The sequence below is a fragment of the Pseudomonas laurylsulfativorans genome, from assembly GCF_002906155.1.
Classification (GTDB): Bacteria; Pseudomonadota; Gammaproteobacteria; order Pseudomonadales; family Pseudomonadaceae; genus Aquipseudomonas; species Aquipseudomonas laurylsulfativorans.
Genome location: NZ_MUJK01000001.1, coordinates 763,156 through 784,608, shown reverse-complemented (window position 1 = coordinate 784,608; position 21,453 = coordinate 763,156). Strand labels below are relative to the sequence as shown.

At 55.4% G+C, this 21,453-nt stretch carries 25 protein-coding genes; 9 read left to right on the top strand and 16 right to left on the bottom strand.

Going from position 1 to position 21,453, the window contains the following annotated elements:
• Positions 1–79: 79 nt before the first annotated feature.
• The 8 genes from B0D71_RS03590 to B0D71_RS03555 form a co-directional block, all read right to left on the bottom strand.
• Positions 80–580: an outer membrane beta-barrel protein gene (locus B0D71_RS03590; RefSeq protein WP_103393500.1), complete on the bottom strand. Its 501-nt coding sequence runs from the start codon at positions 578–580 to the stop codon at positions 80–82.
• 70 nt (positions 581–650) lie between these two features.
• Complete coding sequence (locus tag B0D71_RS03585; RefSeq protein ID WP_103393499.1) at positions 651–2,246, bottom strand: EAL domain-containing protein; 1,596 nt, start codon at positions 2,244–2,246, stop codon at positions 651–653.
• Positions 2,247–2,510: 264 nt separating this feature from the next.
• Complete coding sequence (locus tag B0D71_RS03580; protein ID WP_103393498.1) at positions 2,511–3,524, bottom strand: helix-turn-helix domain-containing protein; 1,014 nt, start codon at positions 3,522–3,524, stop codon at positions 2,511–2,513.
• Positions 3,525–3,647: 123 nt separating this feature from the next.
• Positions 3,648–3,980: a hypothetical protein gene (locus tag B0D71_RS03575; protein WP_103393497.1), complete on the bottom strand. Its 333-nt coding sequence runs from the start codon at positions 3,978–3,980 to the stop codon at positions 3,648–3,650.
• A 177-nt stretch (positions 3,981–4,157) separates the two neighbouring features.
• Complete coding sequence (locus B0D71_RS03570) at positions 4,158–4,448, bottom strand: hypothetical protein (RefSeq protein ID WP_103394016.1); 291 nt, start codon at positions 4,446–4,448, stop codon at positions 4,158–4,160.
• Between the two features lie 193 nt (positions 4,449–4,641).
• A complete protein-coding gene (locus B0D71_RS03565) occupies positions 4,642–5,124 on the bottom strand; it encodes a hypothetical protein (RefSeq protein WP_103393496.1) in 483 nt (160 codons plus the stop codon).
• On the bottom strand, positions 5,121–5,942 hold the full coding sequence (locus B0D71_RS03560) for a transcriptional regulator (protein ID WP_103393495.1): 822 nt from the start codon (positions 5,940–5,942) through the stop codon (positions 5,121–5,123). The genes B0D71_RS03565 and B0D71_RS03560 overlap by 4 nt, the downstream gene beginning before the upstream one ends.
• Before the next feature lie 949 nt (positions 5,943–6,891).
• Complete coding sequence (locus tag B0D71_RS03555) at positions 6,892–7,920, bottom strand: IS110 family RNA-guided transposase (protein WP_103392895.1); 1,029 nt, start codon at positions 7,918–7,920, stop codon at positions 6,892–6,894.
• A 270-nt stretch (positions 7,921–8,190) separates the two neighbouring features.
• Between B0D71_RS03555 and B0D71_RS31390 the strand changes: the two genes are divergently transcribed.
• The gene (locus tag B0D71_RS31390) at positions 8,191–8,367 is read left to right on the top strand and encodes a hypothetical protein (RefSeq protein WP_165798684.1); all 177 of its coding nucleotides are present in this window, start codon (positions 8,191–8,193) and stop codon (positions 8,365–8,367) included.
• 130 nt (positions 8,368–8,497) lie between these two features.
• Here B0D71_RS31390 and B0D71_RS03550 read toward each other — a convergent pair whose 3' ends face one another.
• From B0D71_RS03550 to B0D71_RS03540, 3 genes are all read right to left on the bottom strand, one after another.
• Positions 8,498–8,839 carry a hypothetical protein gene (locus B0D71_RS03550; protein ID WP_103393494.1) on the bottom strand — a complete coding sequence of 114 codons (342 nt, stop codon included), beginning with the start codon at positions 8,837–8,839 and terminating at the stop codon, positions 8,498–8,500.
• An 88-nt stretch (positions 8,840–8,927) separates the two neighbouring features.
• Positions 8,928–9,389 carry a YMGG-like glycine zipper-containing protein gene (locus tag B0D71_RS03545; RefSeq protein ID WP_103394015.1) on the bottom strand — a complete coding sequence of 154 codons (462 nt, stop codon included), beginning with the start codon at positions 9,387–9,389 and terminating at the stop codon, positions 8,928–8,930.
• Between the two features lie 115 nt (positions 9,390–9,504).
• Positions 9,505–10,185, bottom strand: coding sequence for a DUF3313 domain-containing protein (locus B0D71_RS03540; protein ID WP_103393493.1), 681 nt, complete (start codon positions 10,183–10,185; stop codon positions 9,505–9,507).
• A 306-nt stretch (positions 10,186–10,491) separates the two neighbouring features.
• Here B0D71_RS03540 and B0D71_RS03535 point away from each other — a divergent pair, with 306 nt between their 5' ends.
• Both B0D71_RS03535 and B0D71_RS03530 read left to right on the top strand, forming a co-directional pair.
• A complete protein-coding gene (locus tag B0D71_RS03535) occupies positions 10,492–11,292 on the top strand; it encodes a transporter (protein WP_420825127.1) in 801 nt (266 codons plus the stop codon).
• Between the two features lie 72 nt (positions 11,293–11,364).
• Positions 11,365–11,757 carry a GFA family protein gene (locus B0D71_RS03530; protein ID WP_103393491.1) on the top strand — a complete coding sequence of 131 codons (393 nt, stop codon included), beginning with the start codon at positions 11,365–11,367 and terminating at the stop codon, positions 11,755–11,757.
• A gap of 40 nt (positions 11,758–11,797) precedes the next feature.
• Here the strand turns inward: B0D71_RS03530 and B0D71_RS03525 are convergent, their stop codons facing one another.
• Together B0D71_RS03525 and B0D71_RS03520 are read right to left on the bottom strand one after the other, a co-directional pair.
• The gene (locus tag B0D71_RS03525; protein WP_103393490.1) at positions 11,798–12,196 is read right to left on the bottom strand and encodes a hypothetical protein; all 399 of its coding nucleotides are present in this window, start codon (positions 12,194–12,196) and stop codon (positions 11,798–11,800) included.
• Between the two features lie 401 nt (positions 12,197–12,597).
• Complete coding sequence (locus tag B0D71_RS03520) at positions 12,598–12,936, bottom strand: hypothetical protein (RefSeq protein WP_103393489.1); 339 nt, start codon at positions 12,934–12,936, stop codon at positions 12,598–12,600.
• A 315-nt stretch (positions 12,937–13,251) separates the two neighbouring features.
• On the opposite strand from B0D71_RS03520, the gene B0D71_RS03515 reads away from it, so the two are divergent.
• Genes B0D71_RS03515 through B0D71_RS03495 form a run of 5 tightly spaced genes read left to right on the top strand, consistent with a single transcriptional unit; the run spans position 13,252 to position 18,279 of the window.
• Positions 13,252–14,721, top strand: coding sequence for a cytochrome c oxidase subunit II (locus tag B0D71_RS03515; protein WP_103393488.1), 1,470 nt, complete (start codon positions 13,252–13,254; stop codon positions 14,719–14,721).
• Positions 14,722–14,763: 42 nt separating this feature from the next.
• Positions 14,764–16,539: a cytochrome c oxidase subunit I gene (gene ctaD / locus B0D71_RS03510; protein WP_103393487.1), complete on the top strand. Its 1,776-nt coding sequence runs from the start codon at positions 14,764–14,766 to the stop codon at positions 16,537–16,539.
• Positions 16,536–17,228 (top strand): cytochrome c oxidase subunit 3, encoded by a 693-nt coding sequence (locus B0D71_RS03505; RefSeq protein ID WP_103393486.1) that lies wholly within the window; start codon positions 16,536–16,538, stop codon positions 17,226–17,228. The genes ctaD and B0D71_RS03505 overlap by 4 nt, the downstream gene beginning before the upstream one ends.
• A 6-nt stretch (positions 17,229–17,234) precedes the next feature.
• Complete coding sequence (locus B0D71_RS03500) at positions 17,235–17,948, top strand: heme-copper oxidase subunit III family protein (RefSeq protein WP_103393485.1); 714 nt, start codon at positions 17,235–17,237, stop codon at positions 17,946–17,948.
• 13 nt (positions 17,949–17,961) lie between these two features.
• Complete coding sequence (locus B0D71_RS03495; RefSeq protein ID WP_008053359.1) at positions 17,962–18,279, top strand: cytochrome C oxidase subunit IV family protein; 318 nt, start codon at positions 17,962–17,964, stop codon at positions 18,277–18,279.
• 32 nt (positions 18,280–18,311) lie between these two features.
• Here B0D71_RS03495 and B0D71_RS03490 read toward each other — a convergent pair whose 3' ends face one another.
• The 3 genes from B0D71_RS03490 to B0D71_RS03480 all read right to left on the bottom strand — a co-directional run bounded on the left by B0D71_RS03490 (position 18,312) and on the right by B0D71_RS03480 (position 20,313).
• The gene (locus B0D71_RS03490) at positions 18,312–18,872 is read right to left on the bottom strand and encodes a hypothetical protein (protein WP_103393484.1); all 561 of its coding nucleotides are present in this window, start codon (positions 18,870–18,872) and stop codon (positions 18,312–18,314) included.
• Positions 18,873–19,022: 150 nt separating this feature from the next.
• Positions 19,023–19,313, bottom strand: a complete 291-nt coding sequence (locus B0D71_RS03485) for a hypothetical protein (RefSeq protein WP_103393483.1) — start codon at positions 19,311–19,313, stop codon at positions 19,023–19,025.
• Positions 19,314–19,491: 178 nt separating this feature from the next.
• Positions 19,492–20,313, bottom strand: coding sequence for a helix-turn-helix transcriptional regulator (locus B0D71_RS03480; protein ID WP_103393482.1), 822 nt, complete (start codon positions 20,311–20,313; stop codon positions 19,492–19,494).
• A 96-nt stretch (positions 20,314–20,409) separates the two neighbouring features.
• Between B0D71_RS03480 and B0D71_RS03475 the strand changes: the two genes are divergently transcribed.
• The gene (locus B0D71_RS03475) at positions 20,410–21,366 is read left to right on the top strand and encodes a threonine dehydratase (RefSeq protein ID WP_103393481.1); all 957 of its coding nucleotides are present in this window, start codon (positions 20,410–20,412) and stop codon (positions 21,364–21,366) included.
• The last annotated feature ends 87 nt before the right edge of the window (positions 21,367–21,453 follow it).

The following is a 21,453-nucleotide window of genomic DNA, read 5'->3' as shown; positions in this document are numbered from 1 at the left end:
TCGCAGGGGGGGCAGGCAGGACGGGGATGTTGCGCAGAGTGCGTTGAGCGACCGGCAAGGCCGCTCAGTTGTAGCAGTGTTAGAAAAGCATATAGGCGGATGCGGTCGTCTGATTCAGGTCGATCTCTCCGACCTCCAGTACTTCGTATTCCGCGCGCAGGCCGATGTTGCGAAAGACATCGACTTCCAGGCCAACACCATAGGTCAGATCAACCCCGGTATCGTCGTCGGTGGCATTGCCGTCGGCGTCCCAGGCGTGAGCACCGACACTGCCGAATACCCGCAACCGATCACCCAGCGGAAAGCCGACATGGGCGGCAGCCTGCGCCGATTTGCCTTCGAAATCGACATTCTTGTCCTTGAATTGACCGAGATCGACGTAGGCCCCCTCGAAGGCCAGGTAGCTATTGACGCGATAGCCTGCATAAACTTTGTAGCTGGTGTCCTCGTCGTCCAGTCTGGATTCGTCGGTCTGTATGCTGCTTACGCCAGCGCCAAGATATAAACCTTTGTCATCAGCGAGCGCCTGAACAGACAGCAGCGATAGCAGTGAAGCGAGGCCAAGGTTTCGAAGTAGCATGTGTGATGGAGTCCTTGTACAGGTTTGTCTGGTGTTAGGTTTCGGCGAGCATTTGAGGGACCAAGAGGGGTTAATAGAAGTCATTGATTGATATTTTTGAGTCGTAAGACGCGATGTTTGCCGGACATTGAAAGTAGCGTCTTGCCAACGCTTGAATGGGCAGCGCTTTGGAAAACAACCAGCCTTGCGCCAATAGAACGCCCTCCGAAACCAGATGCGGCAGTTGCTCCGGAGTCTCGACACCTTCGGCCACGACCTTGAGTCTTTGCGACTTGGCCAACTGGGCGATCTGTCGCCACAGGGCATCCTTGGGGGCGATCCTGTCGTTTGCGATAAACGAGCGATCTATTTTCAGAATGTCGAAAGGCACTGAATCGAGGAGCGAGAGGTTGCAATAGCCGATACCGAAGTCGTCCACGGCAATGCGATGACCGTGCGCCCGAAGCCGTTGCAATTGCATGGCGGCAGGCTTCTGATCGAGCAGGGTTCTTTCAGTGATTTCAAAGGCCATGGCTGACGCAGGCATGTTGTAGGCTGCCAGCACGCTGGCCACATAGTCTGGAAAGTTCGGGTCCTGAATATCCTGGGCGCAAAGGTTGACCGTAATGTAGAAATCCTTGCACGCCCAAAGGTAAGTGCTGTAATCCTCCGCCACTTGCTCAATCACCGAGCGCGTCAGTTTGCGGATCAAGTCAGACTTCTCCGCCACCGCAATGAAAACGTCCGCAGGCACATGGGTGCCGTTGTCGCTCCAGTGAGAAAGTGATTCGGCGCCAACCAGATAACCCGTCGTCAAATTGACGATGGGCTGATAGTGAACACCCAGTGTGTTGGCTTTGAGGGCTCGGCGAAGCCGGACGGCAGTAGAGGTGTAATGACGCTGGATAGACCTTGCGAGCAAGAGCAGCGCTGCGAACACGCAGACAAGGCCGATGAATAATTTGAATGTGAGACCTGTCAGGGAGCTCAACGGAAGAGAAATAACCGAGATCAATTCATTTCGGTTGCCCGCAAAGGCGATGAGGACCTTGTCCGCCGAGGTCACCAGTTCTTCAAGGTGGAACGGCTTCTGCACCGCCAGGGGCTTGGGGCCTGTAGAGGCAATGGGTACTGCGCCGCCGGGACCGATCAGGTCCAGTTGCAGGTCCTTGGGAAACTTCAAATTGTCGAGCAGGATCTTCTTGTTTGCCCAGACGTAGGTTGATTGTTCCGACACGATGATAAAGTCGGTGTCCACGGAAACTGCGTGGCCAGAGTCAACCCAATAGTTTCGCTTTCCAACAGAGAACTTGCGCTTTTCGTTACCGGCCAGTATCGACGGGAGTTCTTGTCCGTAGGAGGAACAGATCTTGCCATTGGGCAACCGGATTGCCGCTTGATCAACAAATCGAAGGTTTTTAACCAGGTCGGCCAGTTGTGAATATTGCTCGACGGAGCATTCCTGGCCCGAACGATCAAAATCGCCGAGAGTGTGCAGTACCTTGTCGAGCTGCGCATTGGGTTCCACTTGAGCCGCACGCAGATCGGCGTAAACGTTGTTCAACTTCCGTGCAATGAATAGCTCCGCCATTCCTCCAGCACAGAACCATGCGGCCCAACCCGCTGCAGCAATCAGACAGACAGTGACTGCGTGCCTTCCAAGTAACGCTTTATATGCGGCAACCATCGAAAAACCCCGAGGTATCAATATTTCACTGTGCACTGCTGTTGTCGTGGATTAGACGTCTTCAGTACCAGTCAATTACCCAGGCCAATAAGATGCCGCTTGCATAGACGGCAATGCACAGAGCGATTTTCTGCTTGAGGGGCAGTGTGTTTATTCGATGATGCATGCTTATTTCCTTGAGTGGGCAAATAAGCAATTGTGGGTACCCAGGGTTTATCAAAGGAAATTATTAATCATCATTTTCAGGGCTTTAATGAAGGCTTGTTAGCGATGATTTCTCTCGTCAGCGACCTGGTTGTAAATGGATGAGGTCGTGTTCCTGGGTTTGGCTGAGTTACGCCTGGCCGTTTCTGACGGAGTCTCTCCGTAAGCAATTTGATAGGCCCTGGAAAACCGACCCAGATGGTTGAAATTCCAGAACATCGCGGTTTCTGTCACGGTGGGCCAGGTTTTATTAATCAGGTCGCGACGGGCACTTGCCAGTCTCAAGTTTCTGATATAGGCGATTGGCGACATCCCGAACGTTTCAATAAAACCAAAATGCAGGGTGCGAGTGGTGGTTTCAAGCTGCCTTACGAGTGATTTTATATTGAGTGTTTTTTTTGTATTTTCATGAATGTACTCGATGGCTTGTATCGCCACCTTTCGTCTGGTCGGAACTTTGCGATTGATGCCACCGGCGGGTGTCAGCGACTGCAATAGAGAAGCAAGTACCGTGCTTTCTATCGCTGAACGCTGCGCTTCGCCGAATTGTGGTAAAGCAGAGTCGTTGATGTCGACACAGGCAGCGCTAATGGCCTGAATGGCCAACTGTATGAATTGAAAATTTTCAGCCTGAAAACTATGGTTTGTTCTGTTGGCAAGGATATCGAGGACGCAGTGTTGTTGACGGCATCGGTCATAGTGCTCCAGCGTTGTGGTGATGGTGAAAAGTGTTTCGTTCGGTTCGCTGGTGTAATGCACCGATTCATCGCTGTGCAGTACGATGACTTCATTCGGCTGTAGTTTGTGATTGTTTACGACGGGGCGCCCAATCGGGGCCTGCGAAATGGCAAACGTCACGAATCCGGCAGGAACAGAACTGACCAGGGTGACGGAGGAGTCAAATTCAAGGCGACTGCACTGGAGTTCGGGGCTGTGAAAGAGTTTGTGTTGCCGAATGCGCGCCTCATGCTCAGTCGGGATCAGGCTCATTTCCCAATTGCCAATTGTTCTATTCAGTTGGCTCGGCAAGGCAGAAGACAAATGAAAGATTTCATCGGGCGGTGCAATACTCATGAAATTGAAAGCTCATCTGTTAAATGATTAGGGTCAAGCCTGACGGGCAGTCATGGACAGGATACGCGATTGGGCGTCCTTTCCGTCGGTGAGGGCGACCCCCCATTGACTTTGAACGGCTTGTCAGAGTCCGCGGATTAGCTCCAGTTCCGCCGAAAATGCGTACTTGCTGTCCAACGCTGAGTCGTCCACGTGTTGAACGTTGCGCGGGTCGATGTCTGAACTGAAGATCTGCGATTGGGGTTTCATCGGGTCAATGGCTGCTGCTGTAAAGGAGTAAAAGTCGTCAATACGATAACCGGTTTTTACCTGATAGCCAGTTTTCACGGTACTTGGGGCCTTCTTGTTGGTTTCGACACTCGTCAATTTGGTACTGTAGATGCCCTTGTCGTCGGCCATGGCCTTGAGGGAAAGCAATAAACCAAACGACACGGTAACGAATTTTTTCAGTAGCATCGAGGCGATTCCTTATTAACAGTTTATTCAGGCAGAGCAGAATGTCAGCTGCATCTCTGCCACGACCTGGGCTGAAAATAATCTCACTTCGATAGTGCCTGCCAAAGTCAATAACTCATATTTACGCGGTCGCCAGGAGTGGCGAAATGCCCTTTGCCCCGGTTTACGCCACACGCGTCAGAGTAATATGAGCGAACTGGCGTAACTCGTGCCGGTATCAGCTTGTGGCGGGGTGGAGAGAGGGACATCATCGCCTTGCTCGTCCGCGTGATACTCATTCTCGCTATGGATTTTCAGATGCGATAGTTTCTGACGGTCGTCCGGGCTTGTTTCAATTTCATAATATTCAATGGTCGTGCTTTCGACGGAGTGCTCGTCGTGCGCTAACGAGTAAGGTGGTATGGCAGACAAAAATGTAACCGCCAGGAATCCGAAAGTCGTCGATTTAAGAGTTCGCAGGAAATGCATGGCTTTCACTTGATTCTCCTGTGTAGGGCATTGTCCCGGACGAGAATCAAGCAGGCTCGATTCCAAAGATTATCGGCGAGGGATTTTTGGCAGGAGAGGTGTTTGATTCAAATCAATAAGGGTTATTTTTGTTTGGAAAATTCTGTGCCGTGAGCCTGTGCCAGGCGGCTGTCGAATCGGTTCGGAAGGCCGGTTAATGGTTCATGCAGCGCAGACGGCCAAGTTCATGTACATAAAAACACACGGCGCTTTTATCCGGTGTCGGAATCAATTCGTAATTTAGTATGGCGCCTTCCTGCAGGACGTATTGACGTCTGAAAAACAGGTCGGGAGTCTTTTCAATGGCAAAAAGCTCATTGTCCTGGCTGAGCTTGATGTTGCTGACCTTGATCTCGACGCGTGTACTGCTTTCTCCGATTATATTCGCTGAAATGGTCGCGTTGCGGATTTTCCCATTCAGGCTTTCCAACGTGGTTCCAGTGAGTCGGCCATGCCCGATAGTGAGATACTCTTCGGTGTTGAGTTGATTGAGATCTTCCAGCCATTGTCTTGTTTTTGTTTGATAACTGGTATTTTCCATGTAACGCGAGGGAGAGTAAAAAACGGAAAAAATACAGAGTGCATTGATCAAGGCAATGATCGGCCAGTGAACGGCCTGCGGGATTTCAAACTTCATAAGGTGACTTCCAGACATTGACGAATCATCAAGGCGAGGTCTCTTTCGCTGCTGTTCAATTGTAGATTTGCAGTGCTTTGGTCCGGGCGGATACAGGAAACGGAATAATTGGCTTTATACAGGTTGATCCAGACCTGGCCCTTCAGGTTTGGCGATAGCTGTTCAGTTTGTTTGACCGACAGATCCATCAGTGCTTTAGCCTCGGCAAGATCGCTGCCCACGGCGTGTATGACCAGTCCATTGTTGTCGATACTGGAAATTTCAATTTTTGGCGCGTCGAAGTCAAATTGAAAAATAGTAAAGGCACCGACCGCCAGCGTAACGATATAAGCGATCAGTTGAGCCTTTGTAATGCGGGTGGATTTTACGGTTTTGGCTGATGGTGCCAGCGGCCCATCAAAACCAGTTGAGGCTGGTTGTCCTGGGTTGCGAGCGGGTGCTTGCGCAACTTCCTCTGTGGGTGCGGGTACATCTGCCACCGCATCGACTATACAGTGCCGGTTGAAGCAATATCCTCGTCGAGGAACAGTCATCAGAATCTCGTGATCTCGCCCGTCATTAAGAATATTGCGTAGTGAGAAAACGGTTTGATTCAAACTGCCCGAGGCAACTACGCGGTCGTTCCAGGTGTAGTCGATGATTTCGTCGCGGCTTTTAGTGACACCTGGCTCCATGAGCAGCAGGTCCAACAGACGCGATTCAGCTCTACCCAGCGTGGAATTTTGTACATCGCCATGGGGTGTTGTAATGCAAAGCACGGCGCTGTCTGGGTCGAATACGGCCACAGCGCCATTTTTCAACTTGAAGGTGTGGCTCATAGAAATCTTCCGTTCAGGCGATTCTGGCCTGAGTATAGGGGCCGGATTTGGCACGGTACATTCTGGTCGGGGAGTGAGCGGAGATGAGGGGCCAGGCGGAAGGTGCAGCGGGTTTCACTGGACAATGCGAGAGCGGCTCGTTTCAGTGGCGTGCAGTGCGGAAAACAGCCTTGCCCGTCATTGGTAGCAGTTGAATCGAACAAAGGAAAAGCATTGCCGGATTACCCATGGGTTTTGATTTGGACTCGATAATGATGCTTGCAACGGACTAACTGCGCTATCCGAAAACTGCAAGCTCGGGCTGCTGGCATTGCGCTGAGCCAAGGTCTGAGTGAGTCGAGTTCACTGTTTCGTCAAGGCATTAATTGTTACCTGAATGGTTTGAGGCGCTCGGGATATAGATCAATGATTGTGTTTGGCGCATCTAATTCAGGGGGAATTATTATTGATGCCAATTAGCTTTGAGTCGGGATCGTTACCGTTTTAAATGGATCTCGAGGAGCGTTGGCACACATCATGTTCATGGTTTGCTTGTCGGTATTAAACGATCCTCGCCTCTTGTTTCAACGACCTTTGCCCCGCGTCCTTCCATGGCGGACGCGGGGGCTTTTTTGGGCTTTCACTGGTTTGGAGGACCCCTCATTGTCGAGTCGGACACGGTCCCTTGTACTTGAGACCATCGCCAGCAAGCCGGCTCCTACATCTATGGTTACCCCCTTTTCTGCAATACTGTATTTGATGCGTGTTTGGCTTGCTTTCATCTATCCGGCGTCTGAGTGGGGGTGTCGCCCCGCGCCTCGATGAGAATCGATGCCCAACGACCCTAATTAGTTGAACGGCCTTACAGCCGTGTAGGAGCCCAGGGTTGTCGTCAGGCCGGTTGGCCGTTCACGTCATCAGTTATCCAGCATCGCAAAACCAGGTGGGTGGTGCTCGGGTGACAGCGGGGTCAGGCGTTCATCGCGGCTGGCCCCGCATCGAATTCAGTGTGGTGTGCGGCTATCGCCCAGGCGATTCTTGCCAGCTTGTTGGCCAGTGCGCAGACCACGAGATTGGAGTGATGGCGGGAAGCTAATAGTTGGCGGACCCAGTCCGCCAAGGCGCCTTTCTGTCGTTCCAGTTGTATCAAGTACACACGGGCGCACTGGATGAGCAGGCGCCTCTGATTTCGATCGCCGCGTTTACTGATGCCGAGCAACACGGTTTTATCGCCCGTACCGTGCTGTTTGGGTACCAGCCCGATCGACGCCGCATAGCCTCGGCCGCATTTGAACTGTTTGCCATCGCCCAACTCGGCAGCCAAGGCGCTGGAGGTGATCGGGCCGACACACGGCATGGTCATCAAACGAGCCGCCAGATCATCTTCAGCTGCTTGGCATTCCACCTCCTTGTCCAGCGCTTTGACCTTCCCATCCAGATAGTTGAAGTGCTCATGCAACCCCATCAGAATTTTTTTGATGGAGCCGGAAAATGAACTCATCTCAAGCAATGCTGGAAGCTCTTTGATGGATTTGAAGCCGGGAGCCAGGCTGATACCCACCTCCAGCAGGGCTGCGTGAATCCGATTGACGGTGGCGGTACGGTCTTTGATGAACGACTCACGAACCGAATTGAGCATCGCCAGCGCCTGCTGAGCCTGGGTTTTGGGGTGCACGAAGCGCATTGTGGGCCGGGTCGCCGCCTCGCAGATCGCTTCGGCATCAGCGAAGTCGTTTTTGTTGCTCTTCACGTAAGGGCGTACCAGATGTGGCGCAATAAGCTTGGGCGTATGCCCCAGCTTGGCGACTTCCTGCGCCATGAAATGGGCGCCGCCACAGGCTTCCATCACGACGGTGCAGGGTTCCAGTTTCGCCAGATATTGGGTGAGTGCTGCGCGCGTAAACTTTCTGCGGTGAACCTCGTGGCCGCGATCATCTTGAGCATGAAGATGAAAGGAATGTTTTCCGAGGTCGATGGCGGCAATAGCTACGTTGTTCATGGCAATGATCTCCGATGAGCCCTCTGTGAAAGCTTAGTGGGCGATCACAGGGGGCAGCGGGGGGGTAGCCATTTCATTAGTTTGGCGTTCACTACATTTCGACTCGGACGCGGTCCCTTGTAGGAGCCAGCTTGCTGGCGATGGTCGTTAACGATAACGCGCGTGAACTGGATAAACGCGGCGCACTTGAGTCCATCGCCGGCAAGCCGGCTCCTACAGTTTGGCGTTCACTACATTTCGACTCGGACGCGGTCCCTTGTAGGAGCCAGCTTGCTGGCGATGGTCGTTAACGATAACGCGCGTGAACTGGATAAACGCGGCGCACTTGAGCCCATCGCCGGCAAGCCGGCTCCTACAGTTTTCCGGGAATGCGTGAAGAACCTTTTTTTGCGTCACGCATTACTTGAATGCCGAATTGGCGTTTCGCGTTTGGCGCATTTCTCTTGAGTTTTGAAAGGCCGACACATTTGTGCGGCAGTCGCAGGCGAGGCCTGGAGAGGAGAAGGGCAGGTGAGACGACAGGTAGCAGCGCTGAGATTGCTCCTGAACATTTGAGCCGGCTAACCGCTGTCCGGTGCTACAAACATTCCTGTGCGGCGCGCTCGAAACTCGATGGCTTGAAGGTCGAGGCCAGCCATTGGCGCTCGTATAAATACACCTTGCCTCCCTCCTGCGCCCTATGGGTCTGCAGCACCGTGTCTACTGCGATCTTGCTCGAAACGACCACCCGGTAGCTGCGGTCGCTCCCTGACACGACAGGACTCATCTCTTTGTCCTTCAACTTGGGTACGAGGCAATCGACATACTGCTCGGGCGATTTGTCCGTTTGCAACGTTGAAGTCGGATTGTTCGGGGATGAGGCGCAACCGGCCAGGAGCCAGGCAGCGAACATCACAACAGGAACACATGCAAAGCGCATGGGTGGAGTCCTCAAGTTCGATTCGGTTTGATTCGTTGAGTCATGGTCGAGAAAGTCGATAAACGCATCAGGTCATCGTCGCCGCCAATCAAGGCAAAACATCGTAGCCACGTTGTTGCAGGCAACTGCTGTAGACAGCGTTGTTGGCGGTCGCGCTTTGCTGACTCGCGGCAAGATTCTGCCGGCGCGCCTGACGTTGCCGGGAAGCCCCCACGACGGCGCCGGCAGCCGCCGCACTGTGTGCCCGGTTTTGGCGGTAGTCTTGTTTGGTATCGTCGTCTATCTGGTCATAGATGTTTTCATGCTGGCGGCCCCGAACTTCTGCCGCGGTTGCCCCGGCTACCGCGGCGGTTGCGGCGCCTTTTACCCGGCCGCCGGAAGGCACGGTGCCTTGTACCGGATATTGCGCGTTGGCCTGGGACTGGCAGGCGCTGGTGTCCTGCTGGATGGTCTGGGATGTCTGACCCTTGAGGGGAACCACCGTCGCCGCCAGGGCGCTGGTGCTCAGGGACACCAAAAGGATCGTTAAGGTATGGGCCAGTATTTTCATCATTGAGCCTCACGTCAGGCGTCGGCACGGCTGACGGTTTGTCAGAGGGAAAACGCGACGTAGCGCCACTTTGAAACCCCATGCCGATCTGCTTGCGATGGGGTTTGCTTGAGCGTCAACGCTTGAGGAGGAGGGCCTGCATATCGTCTGTCATGCCTTTGAGTGCAACCTTGAAGTCATTGGCAACGATCGGCTGTTCGGCATTTTCGAGTGTCTCGCCAAACACCTTGCGAACGATCTTCGCCACTGGCAAACCGGTTTTGGCGTCGATCAGGTTGGCTTCGATGTACATCTCGGCAGTCTGATCCCGATGGCCGGTGGCGGCTTGTGTTGCCCCGACAATTGCCCCGATTGGAACGGCCTCATACCAGTGCATGCCTTCGTTGTTGGCACTGACGTGAGTGATCGCCGCTTGCAGGATCAACGAGCGCGAATCGGTCGGCGCCAGCTGCGGATAAGAGACGATCGCATAGCGACGGGCAAAGGCGTTCTTGACGCTGTCGCTGGCCATCAATTGCAAGTCTTTCAGCGTCTTCAGGCTGACGCGTGCGGTCGGCTGTGGTGCTGGATACAGCTCCATCTGTCTGAACACCACGGTGGAATACGCGCGAGGATCGAACCCCGGCGATACCCAGCGCAATACCTTCTGTTCACTCGGGGTAGTTTGCTCCTCCAGGCCCTGGTAGTTGCCCAGGAAGCCTGAGTATTGCTCTTGCTGGGCGACTTTCGAGACGCAGCCGACCTGAAATACACAGCTCAAAGCAATACCCACAATCCATTTATTCGACATGCCCATGTATTTGGTTCTCAAGTGATGAAAGTTGTCATTCGGGTTCCGGCCTGGCTCCAGGCATTGCTCTGGGCGCCCTGTATCCGGGCACTGGTACTCGCCAGTCGGTTACGCAAAGCAGGTGCTTGCACGCCGGTCAATGCGGGCCGAATGCTGCCTGCAGCGGCGGGAAAATCCGAATCAATAACCCTCAAAAACTGTTAAACACATGGCCAGAAAGGATTGCACATTGATTACAGTTGCCTACGCTAACGCTTTGCAACCCGGTTTAGCGTCTACAGGTGAGTGAGAATGGAAGTGAAAGAAGGATGGATGGGTGCCGCGTCGACACTGGTCGTTGCCTTGGGTTTCATCCCGGTGGCTCAGGCCGAAGATTCGGCCGAATTGGCGAAGAAAGCCCTGAACCCGGTCGCGGCGATGTACAGCCTGCCGGTGCAGTACAACTGGGACCAGAAGATGGGGCCGACCGGCGAGGGCATGCACAGCGTGACCAATATCCAGCCCGTGCTGCCGTTTGTCTTGAACGAAGACTGGAACCTCATTTCTCGCACCATTCTGCCGATCATCGACCAGCACGGCCTGGCCCCCAATGGCGCGGCGGACAAATCCGGCACCGGCGATATCACCCAGAGTTTTTTCTTTTCGCCGTCGAAGCCCACGGACAGTGGCTGGATACTCGGTGCCGGGCCTGCGTTGTTGATACCGACCGGCAGTGACGAATTGCTCGGCAGTGAGCAATGGGGCCTCGGCCCGACGGCGGTGGCGCTTAAACAGTCGAATGGCTGGACCCGAGGCATTCTGGCCAACCATATCTGGGGCCTGGACGACAGCCCGCCGGACGACAAGGAAAAGGTCAACCAGACCTTTCTGCAACCCTTTCTCTCGTACACCACCCACACGCTCACGACCTACGGGGTGAACACCGAGTCGACCTATAATTGGCAATCGCGCGAATGGTCGGTACCGATCAACCTGACGGTGACCCAGTTGTTGAAAATCGGCGGTCAACCGCTGACGGTGCAGGCCGGCCCGCGCTACTGGCTCGACAGCCCGGATGACGGCCCGCAAGGTTGGGGCTTTCGCGCCGCCGTGACATTCCTGTTTCCGCGCTGAGGCGCTGCTTAGTCATGCCGTTGGCGTGGTGTTGATGAACATCCCGACGGCATGATTCAGAGGAGGCACAACATGGACCGATTCACCGGCGGTTGCCTGTGCGGCAACGTGCGAATAGTCGCATCGGGGCGCCCGTTCCGGGTCGGCGTTTGCCACTGTCTCGACTGTCGCAAGCATCATGGGGCGCTGTTTCATGCGTCCGCGATATTCCATCAGGATGCAGTGACGATCGAAGGCGAAACACATGACTACGCCGGGCGGCATTTCTGTCCGCAGTGCGGTTCATCCGTGTTCGCGCGCAGTGCTGACGAAATCGAAGTGAACCTCGGATCCCTCGATGCCCCGGACCAACTGACACCGACCTACGAGAGCTGGGTCGTGCGTCGCGAGGCCTGGCTGCCGGCGTTTGCGCTCACACGACGCTACGAGCGCGATCGGGATTCCACGGGGCGTTTTGAGGACTAACGGACACGCTGTGCTGTACGCCTTGGTCTTGATCAGGCTGCTAGCGGCGATAGTAGCGGTGATCGTCTTCGTAGCGGTGTCGCATGGCCCGATCCTGTTGACGCTCCCAATCACGACGGCGTTCGGCTTCCCGGCGGGCTTGCTCTCTACGCCACTGATCTCGATGCCAGTCGTCTCGGCGCCAATCGTCTCTACGAGAGTGCCAATGGCCGTCATGCCAGTACCTGTCGTCATGGGCCAGCAAAGGCCCTGGCTGCTTGCCGGCCATACTGGCCAAGGTCGGCCAAGGGTTGTCGGCAGCCTGGACTGGAGCCTGAACGACTACCACTTGAGTGGCCAAAGCCGGGGTTGAGGTCCTCATCTGTGTTGCTGATGCCGAACCCACTGCCGCGAACGCGAACAGACCGAAGAGCACCCTCCGTGGGTCATGGAGTTTCATGAACGAAGATAACCTCTGATTGAAAATTCGACGTGTGGCCATCTGCCTGCGGGGTCGCGTTTACCGAGCGGGTGTGGCTAACCACATAGACCGATAAATAGGGAAAAGTTCTAGAGAGTCACTGCTTAAATAGCTAATGACTCCAGTGTCCGGCCCCTTTGAGGCTTGCTGTCTCGATGGTCTTCCACCTGATCCAAAGTGGGCCTGTTGCAGCACAAGAGGGGCGGGATGAGTGATAACGGGTTCCGTCAGGAGCCCGTCTGGTGCACGGTTGAAGCTCCGAGGTTTCGGTTCTGTCTGTGAATTCAACTTGTCGAAAACACACCGGATTCTGATTCAAGAATCAGTGAGTTTTTGGCACCGCACCGCGCAGAAAGATCAATGCAGCGAATCTCTCGCCGCTACTCAAGCAACTGATCGATCAACACCGCGTTGGTGTAGATCAAACTGCCGTCACTCGCTCGGTGCCCTACCAGATGGAACTGTCCGCGTTCGTGGTGCAGATAGACACGCATCTGGCAGTCGGACAAGGGAGCAAATCCCTCGGGCATGATCAAATCCATCGAGTCCATATCGACATCGACCATGGCTTCTGGCTCGTGGGTCTTCTGCAGGCGTTCTTCGGCCTCTTCCAGACGGACATGCAGAGGTCCATCGACGTAGAAATGGACTTCCCCCATCGGGGTGGACTTTTGGGCGCCGCTGGTTTTGCACCAGCCTTCGATCGTCAGTGCACTCATGACGAAACCTCCCATGTGGATTGCTGGACTGTGTAGCTTTCGTCCCTGCTCAATGTCATCACATACGTTTGACGACTCAACAAGGGCAGGGTTCGTTCTATGAGGCCGCTTGCGGTTGAACTCTGCCGTTCGTCATCAGAAATCAAGTATAGCTGGCAACCGGAACTCCCTTGCCAGCCTCACGGTACAAGCCGATGGCTCTATACTTCTTACTGACTTTACCGCCCGGATGGGTGGTATTTGCCTGCCCTGCTTGGACGTCAGCGGCGATGCTTTTGCATAACCAATGAACAACAGGAATAGGATGAAGAGCAAATGGCAATAGCAATTGTCCTGATACTAATCGTTATTGCATCAGTGCTATTCCACATACTGGCGCCCTGGCATGCGACACCGGCAGCTTCCAACTGGGGATCCATAGACACCACCCTGTTCATCACCCTGATCATCAGCGGAATATTTTTCATTGCCATCATAGGGTTCATGGCGGTAGCGCTGATTCGGTATCGTCACAAGGAGGGTGCCAGGGCGGCCTACCAGCCGGAAAACAAAAAACTGGAATCATGGTTGATTATCGTTACCTCGGTAGGCATTGCCGCGATGTTGGCGCCAGGTCTGGTTGTCTATAACGACTTCATCAGCGTGCCGAAAGATGCCTACGAACTTGAAGTGGTCGGCCAGCAGTGGCAGTGGACCTTTCGTTTTGCCGGGCAAGACGCAAAGCTGGGCAGATCGGATATCAAGTTTGTTGATTCCGCCAATCCCCTCGGTCTTGATCCCAAGGATCCTGCAGGGCAGGACGATGTGCTTGTAATGAATAACGAAGTTCGCGTTCCGCTCGATCGGCCGGTGAAAGTTTTACTGCGCTCCAAAGATGTTCTGCACGATTTCTATGTACCGCAAATTCGCAGCAAGATGGATATGGTGCCGGGGATGGTGTCGTACTTTTGGTTTACGCCGACTAAAACCGGAAAATACGAAGTTCTTTGCGCTGAATTTTGTGGTGTCGGTCATTACAACATGCGCGGCCATATGATCGTGGAAGAGCAGGGCGTCTTCGATCAATGGCTAAAGGGCCAACCGACTTTTGCACAGACATTGGCGACAACTGCCAAACCCGGTCGAGACAGCGCGCTGGAAAAAGGTCGCCTGTTGGTCGAACAGCTCGGCTGCAAGGCCTGCCATAGCCAGGATGGCAGTGCCAGTCTCGGCCCGGGATGGAAGGGGCTTTACGGTCGCACCGAACAGCTTGCCGATGGCACCAGTGTGCAGGTCGATGAGGCTTACCTGAAAGAGTCGATTCTCGATCCGAAGGCCCGACTGGTGCAGGGTTATCCGCCGGTCATGGTGGCCTATACTCTCAAAGACGATGAACTGGGCGCTGTCATTGCCCTGATCAAATCACTGGGTGCCACGGGGCAAGACGATGAACCTGCTACAGGTGAAGCGTCGCAAGACTTGGTGGCGCAGGGGCAGCGGTTGGCCGGGTCGCTCGGCTGTCTGGCCTGCCACAGTGTCGATGGCAACAAGGGCGTCGGTCCCAGCTGGCAGGGCCTGTATGGCAAGACGGAAACCCTTGCCGACGATACAAGCGTAAAGGTCGATGAGGGCTATTTGAAAGAGTCGGTTCTTCATCCCAATGCCCGGATCGTCAAGGGCTTTGCAGCCGTCATGCCGACCTTGGCTCCGAGTGACAAGGAGCTGGATGCACTGATCGCGTTTATCAAATCCAAAGCGAATACTGACGCCGATGCGAGCAAGGCGGAGCCAGGGAAGTCCCCGTAAAGCAGCCAGGAAGACACTGAAACTTCGACAGGAGATGACGTGATGGCCTATGCGGAGCAAGCCGAAACAGAAGCACTGCACGAGCCTAAAAGCTTCCTGACCAAATACATCTGGAGTCAGGACCACAAGGTCATAGCCATTCAATACTCCTTGACGGCTCTGTTCGTGGGGCTCATCGCCTTGGTGCTGTCCGGCTTGATGCGCATGCAGATAGGCTTCCCCGGCAGTTTGGCGTTCATGGATGCCAATACGTACTATCAGGCAATGACCATGCACGGCATGATCATGGTCATCTACTTGCTGACGGCCTTGTTTCTGGGGGGCTTCGGCAACTATCTGATCCCACTGATGGTGGGCGCCCGCGACATGGTCTTCCCCTATGTCAACATGCTCAGTTACTGGTTTTACCTGCTGGCGGTACTGGTGTTGCTCAGCAGTTTTTTCGTCCCGGGCGGTCCCACAGGTGCCGGCTGGACGCTCTATCCGCCACAGTCCATCGCTCAGGGGACACCGGGAGTCGAGTGGGGCATTGTGCTGATGCTCGTCTCACTGGCGATCTTTATTGTCGCCGCCACCATGGGCGGGTTGAACTACGTCACCACGGTGTTGCAGGCGCGCACGCACGGCATGACCTTGTTTCGCATGCCGCTTTCGGTATGGGGAATCTTCATGGCCTCGATCATGGCCTTGCTGGCTTTCCCGGCGTTGTTCGTCAGCGCGGTCATGATGTTGTTTGACAAGCTGTTGGGCACCAGCTTCTTCATGCCGGCGATGGTCTCGCTGGGTCAGCAGCTCGATCACCAGGGTGGCAGCCCGATATTGTTCCAGCACTTGTTCTGGTTCTTCGGCCACCCGGAAGTCTACATCGTTGCGCTCCCTGCATTTGGCCTGGTCTCCGACCTGATCAGCACGCATGCGCGTAAGAATATCTTCGGCTACCGCATGATGGTGTGGGCCATTATTGCGATCGGGGTACTCAGTTTTGTGGTGTGGGCACACCATATGTATGTCAGCGGAATGAACCCGTACTTTGGCTTTTTCTTCGCGGTCAGCACCTTGATCATCGCGGTACCGACCGCGCTGAAGGTCTATAACTGGGTACTGACCCTGTGGCGCGGCGACATCCATCTGACCGTGCCGATGCTGTTTGCCCTGGCCTTTATCGTTACCTTCCTGGTCGGCGGCTTGACCGGTTTGTTTCTCGGCAATGTGATCGTGGATATACCGCTCTCGGACACCTATTTCGTCGTGGCCCATTTTCATATGGTCATGGGGGTCGCACCGGTACTGGTAGTGTTCGGCGGCATTTATCACTGGTTTCCGAAAGTTACCGGGCGCATGACCAACGAGACCCTGGGCAAGCTGCATTTCTGGATTACCTTCCTGGGCACCTACGCCATCTTCTTCCCCATGCACTACCTGGGTTTCCAGGGCATGCCACGCCGCTACTACGCCTATGAGAACTACGCGTTCATCCCGCAGTCGGCGCAAGAGTTGAATGCTTTCATTACGGTGGTCGCATTGACCGTCGGCGTTTCCCAATTGCTGTTCGTGTTCAACCTCGCCTGGAGTGTGTTCAAAGGCAAGCCCGCGGGCAGTAATCCCTGGGGCGCAGCCAGCCTGGAATGGCAAACACCGAACACCCCGCCAATACACGGTAACTGGGGCGCGAAGCTGCCGGTCGTGCATCGCTGGGCCTATGACTACAGCGTGCCGGGGATAGACCAGGACTTCGTTCCACAAACGGTCTCTGCCGAGGAACTGGAGCAAATGCGGCGACTCAGTGCCGGGACTAAAATAGCGGACGTTAAAACATGAACAGACTGCTATTGAAAAACGCCGGCAGCGCTGACCCCGGCGGCAGTTGGAGTCACGACCCTGAGGGTATCCAGGCCGCCGAGAGTGCCAATAGGAACCAAACCGCAACAGTAGGCCTGCGCTTGTTTCTGGTGGTGGTGAGTTCGTTATTCTTCCTCTTCCTGATTGCCTTTGTTGCCCGCTCACAAATGGCCGACTGGCTACCCCTGACGGAGCCTTTGGCACCGCTGGCCAATCTATGGCCGCTATGGCTGAATTCGGCTTTCCTGGTACTCGGTTGCATCGCACTGCAATGGTCGCGCATGGCCGCGCGAAAGGCTCGGCCGGGCGCAACGGTCATGGGTTTTGCATTGGGAGGCATCTTTGCCATTGCCTTTCTGGCAGGACAACTCTGGGTCTGGCAGCAGTTTGTCGCCTGGGGCTACTTTGTCGCCAGCAATCCGGCCAACAGTTTCTTCTACCTGTTGACCGGCCTGCATGGGCTCCACTTGCTGGGCGGGCTGATCGCCTGGTGCTGGATCGTCGCTAAATTCCTGCGTCATGTGCCGTTGGCACAACTCAGTGCCAGCGTAGAGCTCTGTGCCATCTATTGGCATTACTTGCTGGGGCTCTGGTTCGTGCTGTTCGCTCTGCTGGCCAGCACGCCGCAAACCTATGAAGCCATCGCCAGATTCTGCGGCCTGAGGTGAAAAGCCATGGCATCGCACCCGCAAGCCCAAGCCGAGACCGTTTCATCCAATCCACCAGGTTCGCCACCTGCGCCGGGATGGCAGGGCATCGCCAGCGACTGGTCCTCGGACAAAGAGGCCTTCAAGCAGGTGCCTTGGGGCAAGGCGATGATGTGGATATTCCTGCTCAGCGATACGTTTATATTCAGCTGTTTTCTGACCGGCTACATGTCGGTACGCATGACCATCACTACCGCCTGGCCGAACCCGAGTGAAGTGTTTGCGTTGACCATCGGCGGCAGGGAAATCCCGCTTATTCTGATCGCCATCATGACCTTTGTGCTGATCAGTAGCAGCGGCACCATGGCCATGGCCGTCAACTACGCCTATCGCGGTGATCGCGCGAAAACGACTGCCCTGATGCTGGCGACCGCCGCCTTGGGTGTGACTTTCGTTGGCATGCAGGCATTTGAATGGAGCAAGCTCATCGCAGAAGGGGTGCGTCCGTGGGGAAACCCCATGGGGGCGCCGCAATTTGGTGCCTGCTTCTTCATGATTACCGGTTTTCACGGGCTGCACGTTTCAATCGGCGCCATCTACCTCAGCATTGTGGCGCTGAAAGTTTTGCGCGGAGATTATGAGCGCTCCGGAAACTATCAGAATGTCGAGATAGCCGGGCTTTACTGGCACTTCGTGGATTTGGTGTGGGTGTTTATTTTTGCTTTCTTCTATTTATGGTAGAGGAGCACAGGTGATGGCACATGCTCAGGGACAGCAACATCCAATCAGTTTGTACCTCAAGATCTGGGGGCTGTTATTCGTCCTCAGCACGCTGTCGTACCTTGTCGACTATTTCCACTTCCATGGCTACCTTCGGTGGTCCCTGATCATCACTTTCATGTTGTTGAAGGCAGGCTTGATTGTCTCCATCTTCATGCACATGGCCTGGGAGCGGTTGGCCATGGTCTACGCCATATTGGTGCCGCCTTTGTGTTTGCTGGTGCTCATCGGACTGATGGCCACGGAGGCAGACTATGTCTTCCTCAGCCGGGTCATTTTCTTTGGCCAGTAAGCCGCTTTCGGATGGCCTTGAGTGTCCGGGCGCTAACCCGATATCACTCGCTTGAACTGATGCCATTTGTGCTGCCAGGCCATTGTCCAGTGGGGGGCTGCCGCTCCAGTACCAGCGATCGTCAGCTTTGGATGTTGTTTGATTACCTGATCCAGTAGCGATTCCTGGTTCGGCTCAACATCGACGAAGAAGATATGTTTGCCCTCGTTGACCACCTGCTTGAAATTACGGAAGTGAGTGTTTGTCACCTGGAAGCCAAAAAAACCGCCTTCCCAGATGCAGAAACCCAAGATGACAATGGAAAGGAAGATAAAGGGCATCCAGCCTGCGGCGGATTCGGTCCAGCCCATCCAATAGGCGCCACCCAGTACCAGCGCCGCGAGTGGCAAACCGATCACTGCACCAATCTCACCAGAGTGAACAGCATCCTGTTCCATTAACGAGTTAACCTCGTGGAGGTGATGTTGTTCGACATCGGCCACTTTTTCACTGAGCACATGAATCTGTTCGGAATTGATGCCACTGGCTTCCAGTTCATATTCAACAGTTTCAAGATCGTTGAGATTGTCACTGATGTAATAGTGCCGATTCATGCCACACCTCCCGACTCGGGTTTGCTGTAGACCTCCTTTGTCTGGCAGCCGTCAACATGGATTTGCAGTGGGTGTCTGTACCCCGGGGAACATTGCACACTTCCTGCAATCTGAAAAAAGTATAGCACTCGCCACCCTGCGGCCCGGTCGCTAGTTGATCTGCACAATGACCGGACCTTCCGTCACGATCGGCGGGTTTGCGTGGATATGCGAGGTGTTCTTCTGAATCCACTCACGCGCAACTTTCAGGCTCGCATCACTGCCGGCCTTGTCCGTGCAAACCGTGATCGAAGTACCACCATCACCCGTATTCAACAGCGTGTAGCTTACGAGGCCAGGCACTGTCCGCAAGGTAGCGTCGATGTCGGCTTTGCGCTCTTCCATAAGCTCGAATAGCTGCTTGGCACCAGCACCCAGGTAGGTTCTTATCACCGCATACATGGTCGTCTCCTTTGGGAGTACCGTCTTGATGCCAATGCAGATCGGTTGATGGCTGCAATCACCCTGGTTTCAGTACGCCCTGATTCAATAAGCTTAGCCAAACGCTGGCGACTATCGAAATGCAACGACCACCGGCCACTTCAGGACGATTTCTGCCTGTCATCGAAATAACCCGGCGCTAACTGAACCTTGAACATTGACGCAACTGTGCCGGACTCATTCCAAGGCGTTGCTTGAAGGTGGTCGCCATGTGCGCCTGGGAGTTGAAACCGCAGGCGTAGGCGATTTCAGTCAGCGTGGCCGTCGAGTCGCGCATCAGGGCTCGGGCCCTGGCGAGGCGTCGGTCGATCAGATAAGCATGCGGGCTTTTGCCGGTGGCGTTTTTGAAGGCTCGCATGAAGTAGCCTTCGGACAATCCAAGCAGGCCCGCCATCGCCGGTACACTCAACGGGCCATCGAGGCCGGCATCAATGAACTCATCGAGCAGGCGCATCCGGTTTCCGGTTATCGAGCCATGGGGCGCTGTCGACTCCGCTTCGCTACCCGTCACCCGCTCGGACAATGCCAGTGCCCAGGCCTCCCAATCGCCTTCTACTGAAGCCTGCAACAGTGCGGCGCGCATTCGCCATGCGAGGGCAGTGGCTTGCTGATCGATGCGATTGTTGAAAGCGCGATCCCCCTCCAACGCAATACCGTCAGTGCGTATCACCCGCAGATATTCACCGCCCCTGGGTGATTCGGACAGCACGTCACACCCGACGGGGACGAACGCCAGGCCATTGGGCATGGCGACGAAGGGTTGTACCCGGTCGCTGCCGATCGCGTGCAGGCCTCGCTGGCTGTCGAAGGCAAAGCCAATTCCGGCCTGGGTCGCTACATATCGGGTCGCGTAGGCGCAGCCGGGGAGCAATTCGATCGCCCAGGGGCCGGCCTCGATACGACGGACCGGTTCGGACTGAAGTGGCGGATGCAGGCGGTTTCGATGGCTCATGAGGGTCATAGTAGTGAAGAGGGGGCACAAAAGTCAGGTCGGTTTTTTGAAAGCCTGCGTGCTGCGCCCGTGTGCAGACTGGGCAAAATCTCAGGGAGCTAACTCATGCACAGACTGACGCGCGACGATATCGAACAGGCAGCACGCCACGTTTACCAGGTCATGCCTGCCACCGCCCAGTACCCTTGGCCCTTGCTGGCTCGGCGGTTGGGTTGCACGGTGTGGGTCAAGCATGAAAATCACACACCTACTGGTGCTTTCAAAGTGCGCGGCGGTATCACGTTCATGCACTGGCTCAAACGCGAGCACCCGGGCGTGAAGGGCATTGTCAGCGCTACCCGCGGCAACCATGGCCAGAGCCTGGCGCTGGCGGCGGGCGCACTGGGGTTGCGGGCCTTGATCGTAGTGCCGGAAGGTAACTCGCTGGAAAAGAACAACGCCATGCGCGGCTTTGGCGCTGAAGTGGTCGAGTATGGCCGCGATTTCGATGATGCCCGTGAAGAGGCCGCGCGCCTTGCTCAGGTGCATGACCTGTTCCTGGTGCCGCCGTTTCACACTGAGCTGGTCAAAGGCGTCGCCACCTATGCATTGGAGTTGTTCAACGCAGCGCCAGACCTGGACACCGTGTATGTACCGATTGGCTGTGGATCGGGGATTTGTGGGGTGATCGCCGCCCGCGATGCCCTGGGCCTGAAAACCCGGGTGGTGGGCGTGGTTTCCACCGAGGCGGCGGCCGCACAGTTATCGTTTGACAGCGGGACCCTGTGCGAAACCGATTCGGCAACCACCTTTGCCGACGGTCTGGCCGTACGCAAGCCCGTGCCTGAAGCCTTTGCCGTCTACGCCGCAGGTGCGGCACGGATTGTAGCGGTCAGTGACGCGCAGATTGCCGAGGCCATGCGCGTGTATTACACCGATACCCACAACCTGGCTGAAGGGGCCGGTGCGGCGGCGCTGGCAGCGCTCATTTCGGAGCGTGAAGCCATGTCGGGGAGGAGGGTGGGTGTGATTCTGTCCGGTGGCAACGTCGACAGATCGGTGTATGCGCGAGTGATTTCGTGAAGGGGGCTATGGCCGTGGTCGCATAAATTTGAAATGCACGGCATTGCCCGACACAATCGCGCCCCGATCCGGCCACAGGCGCCGGAC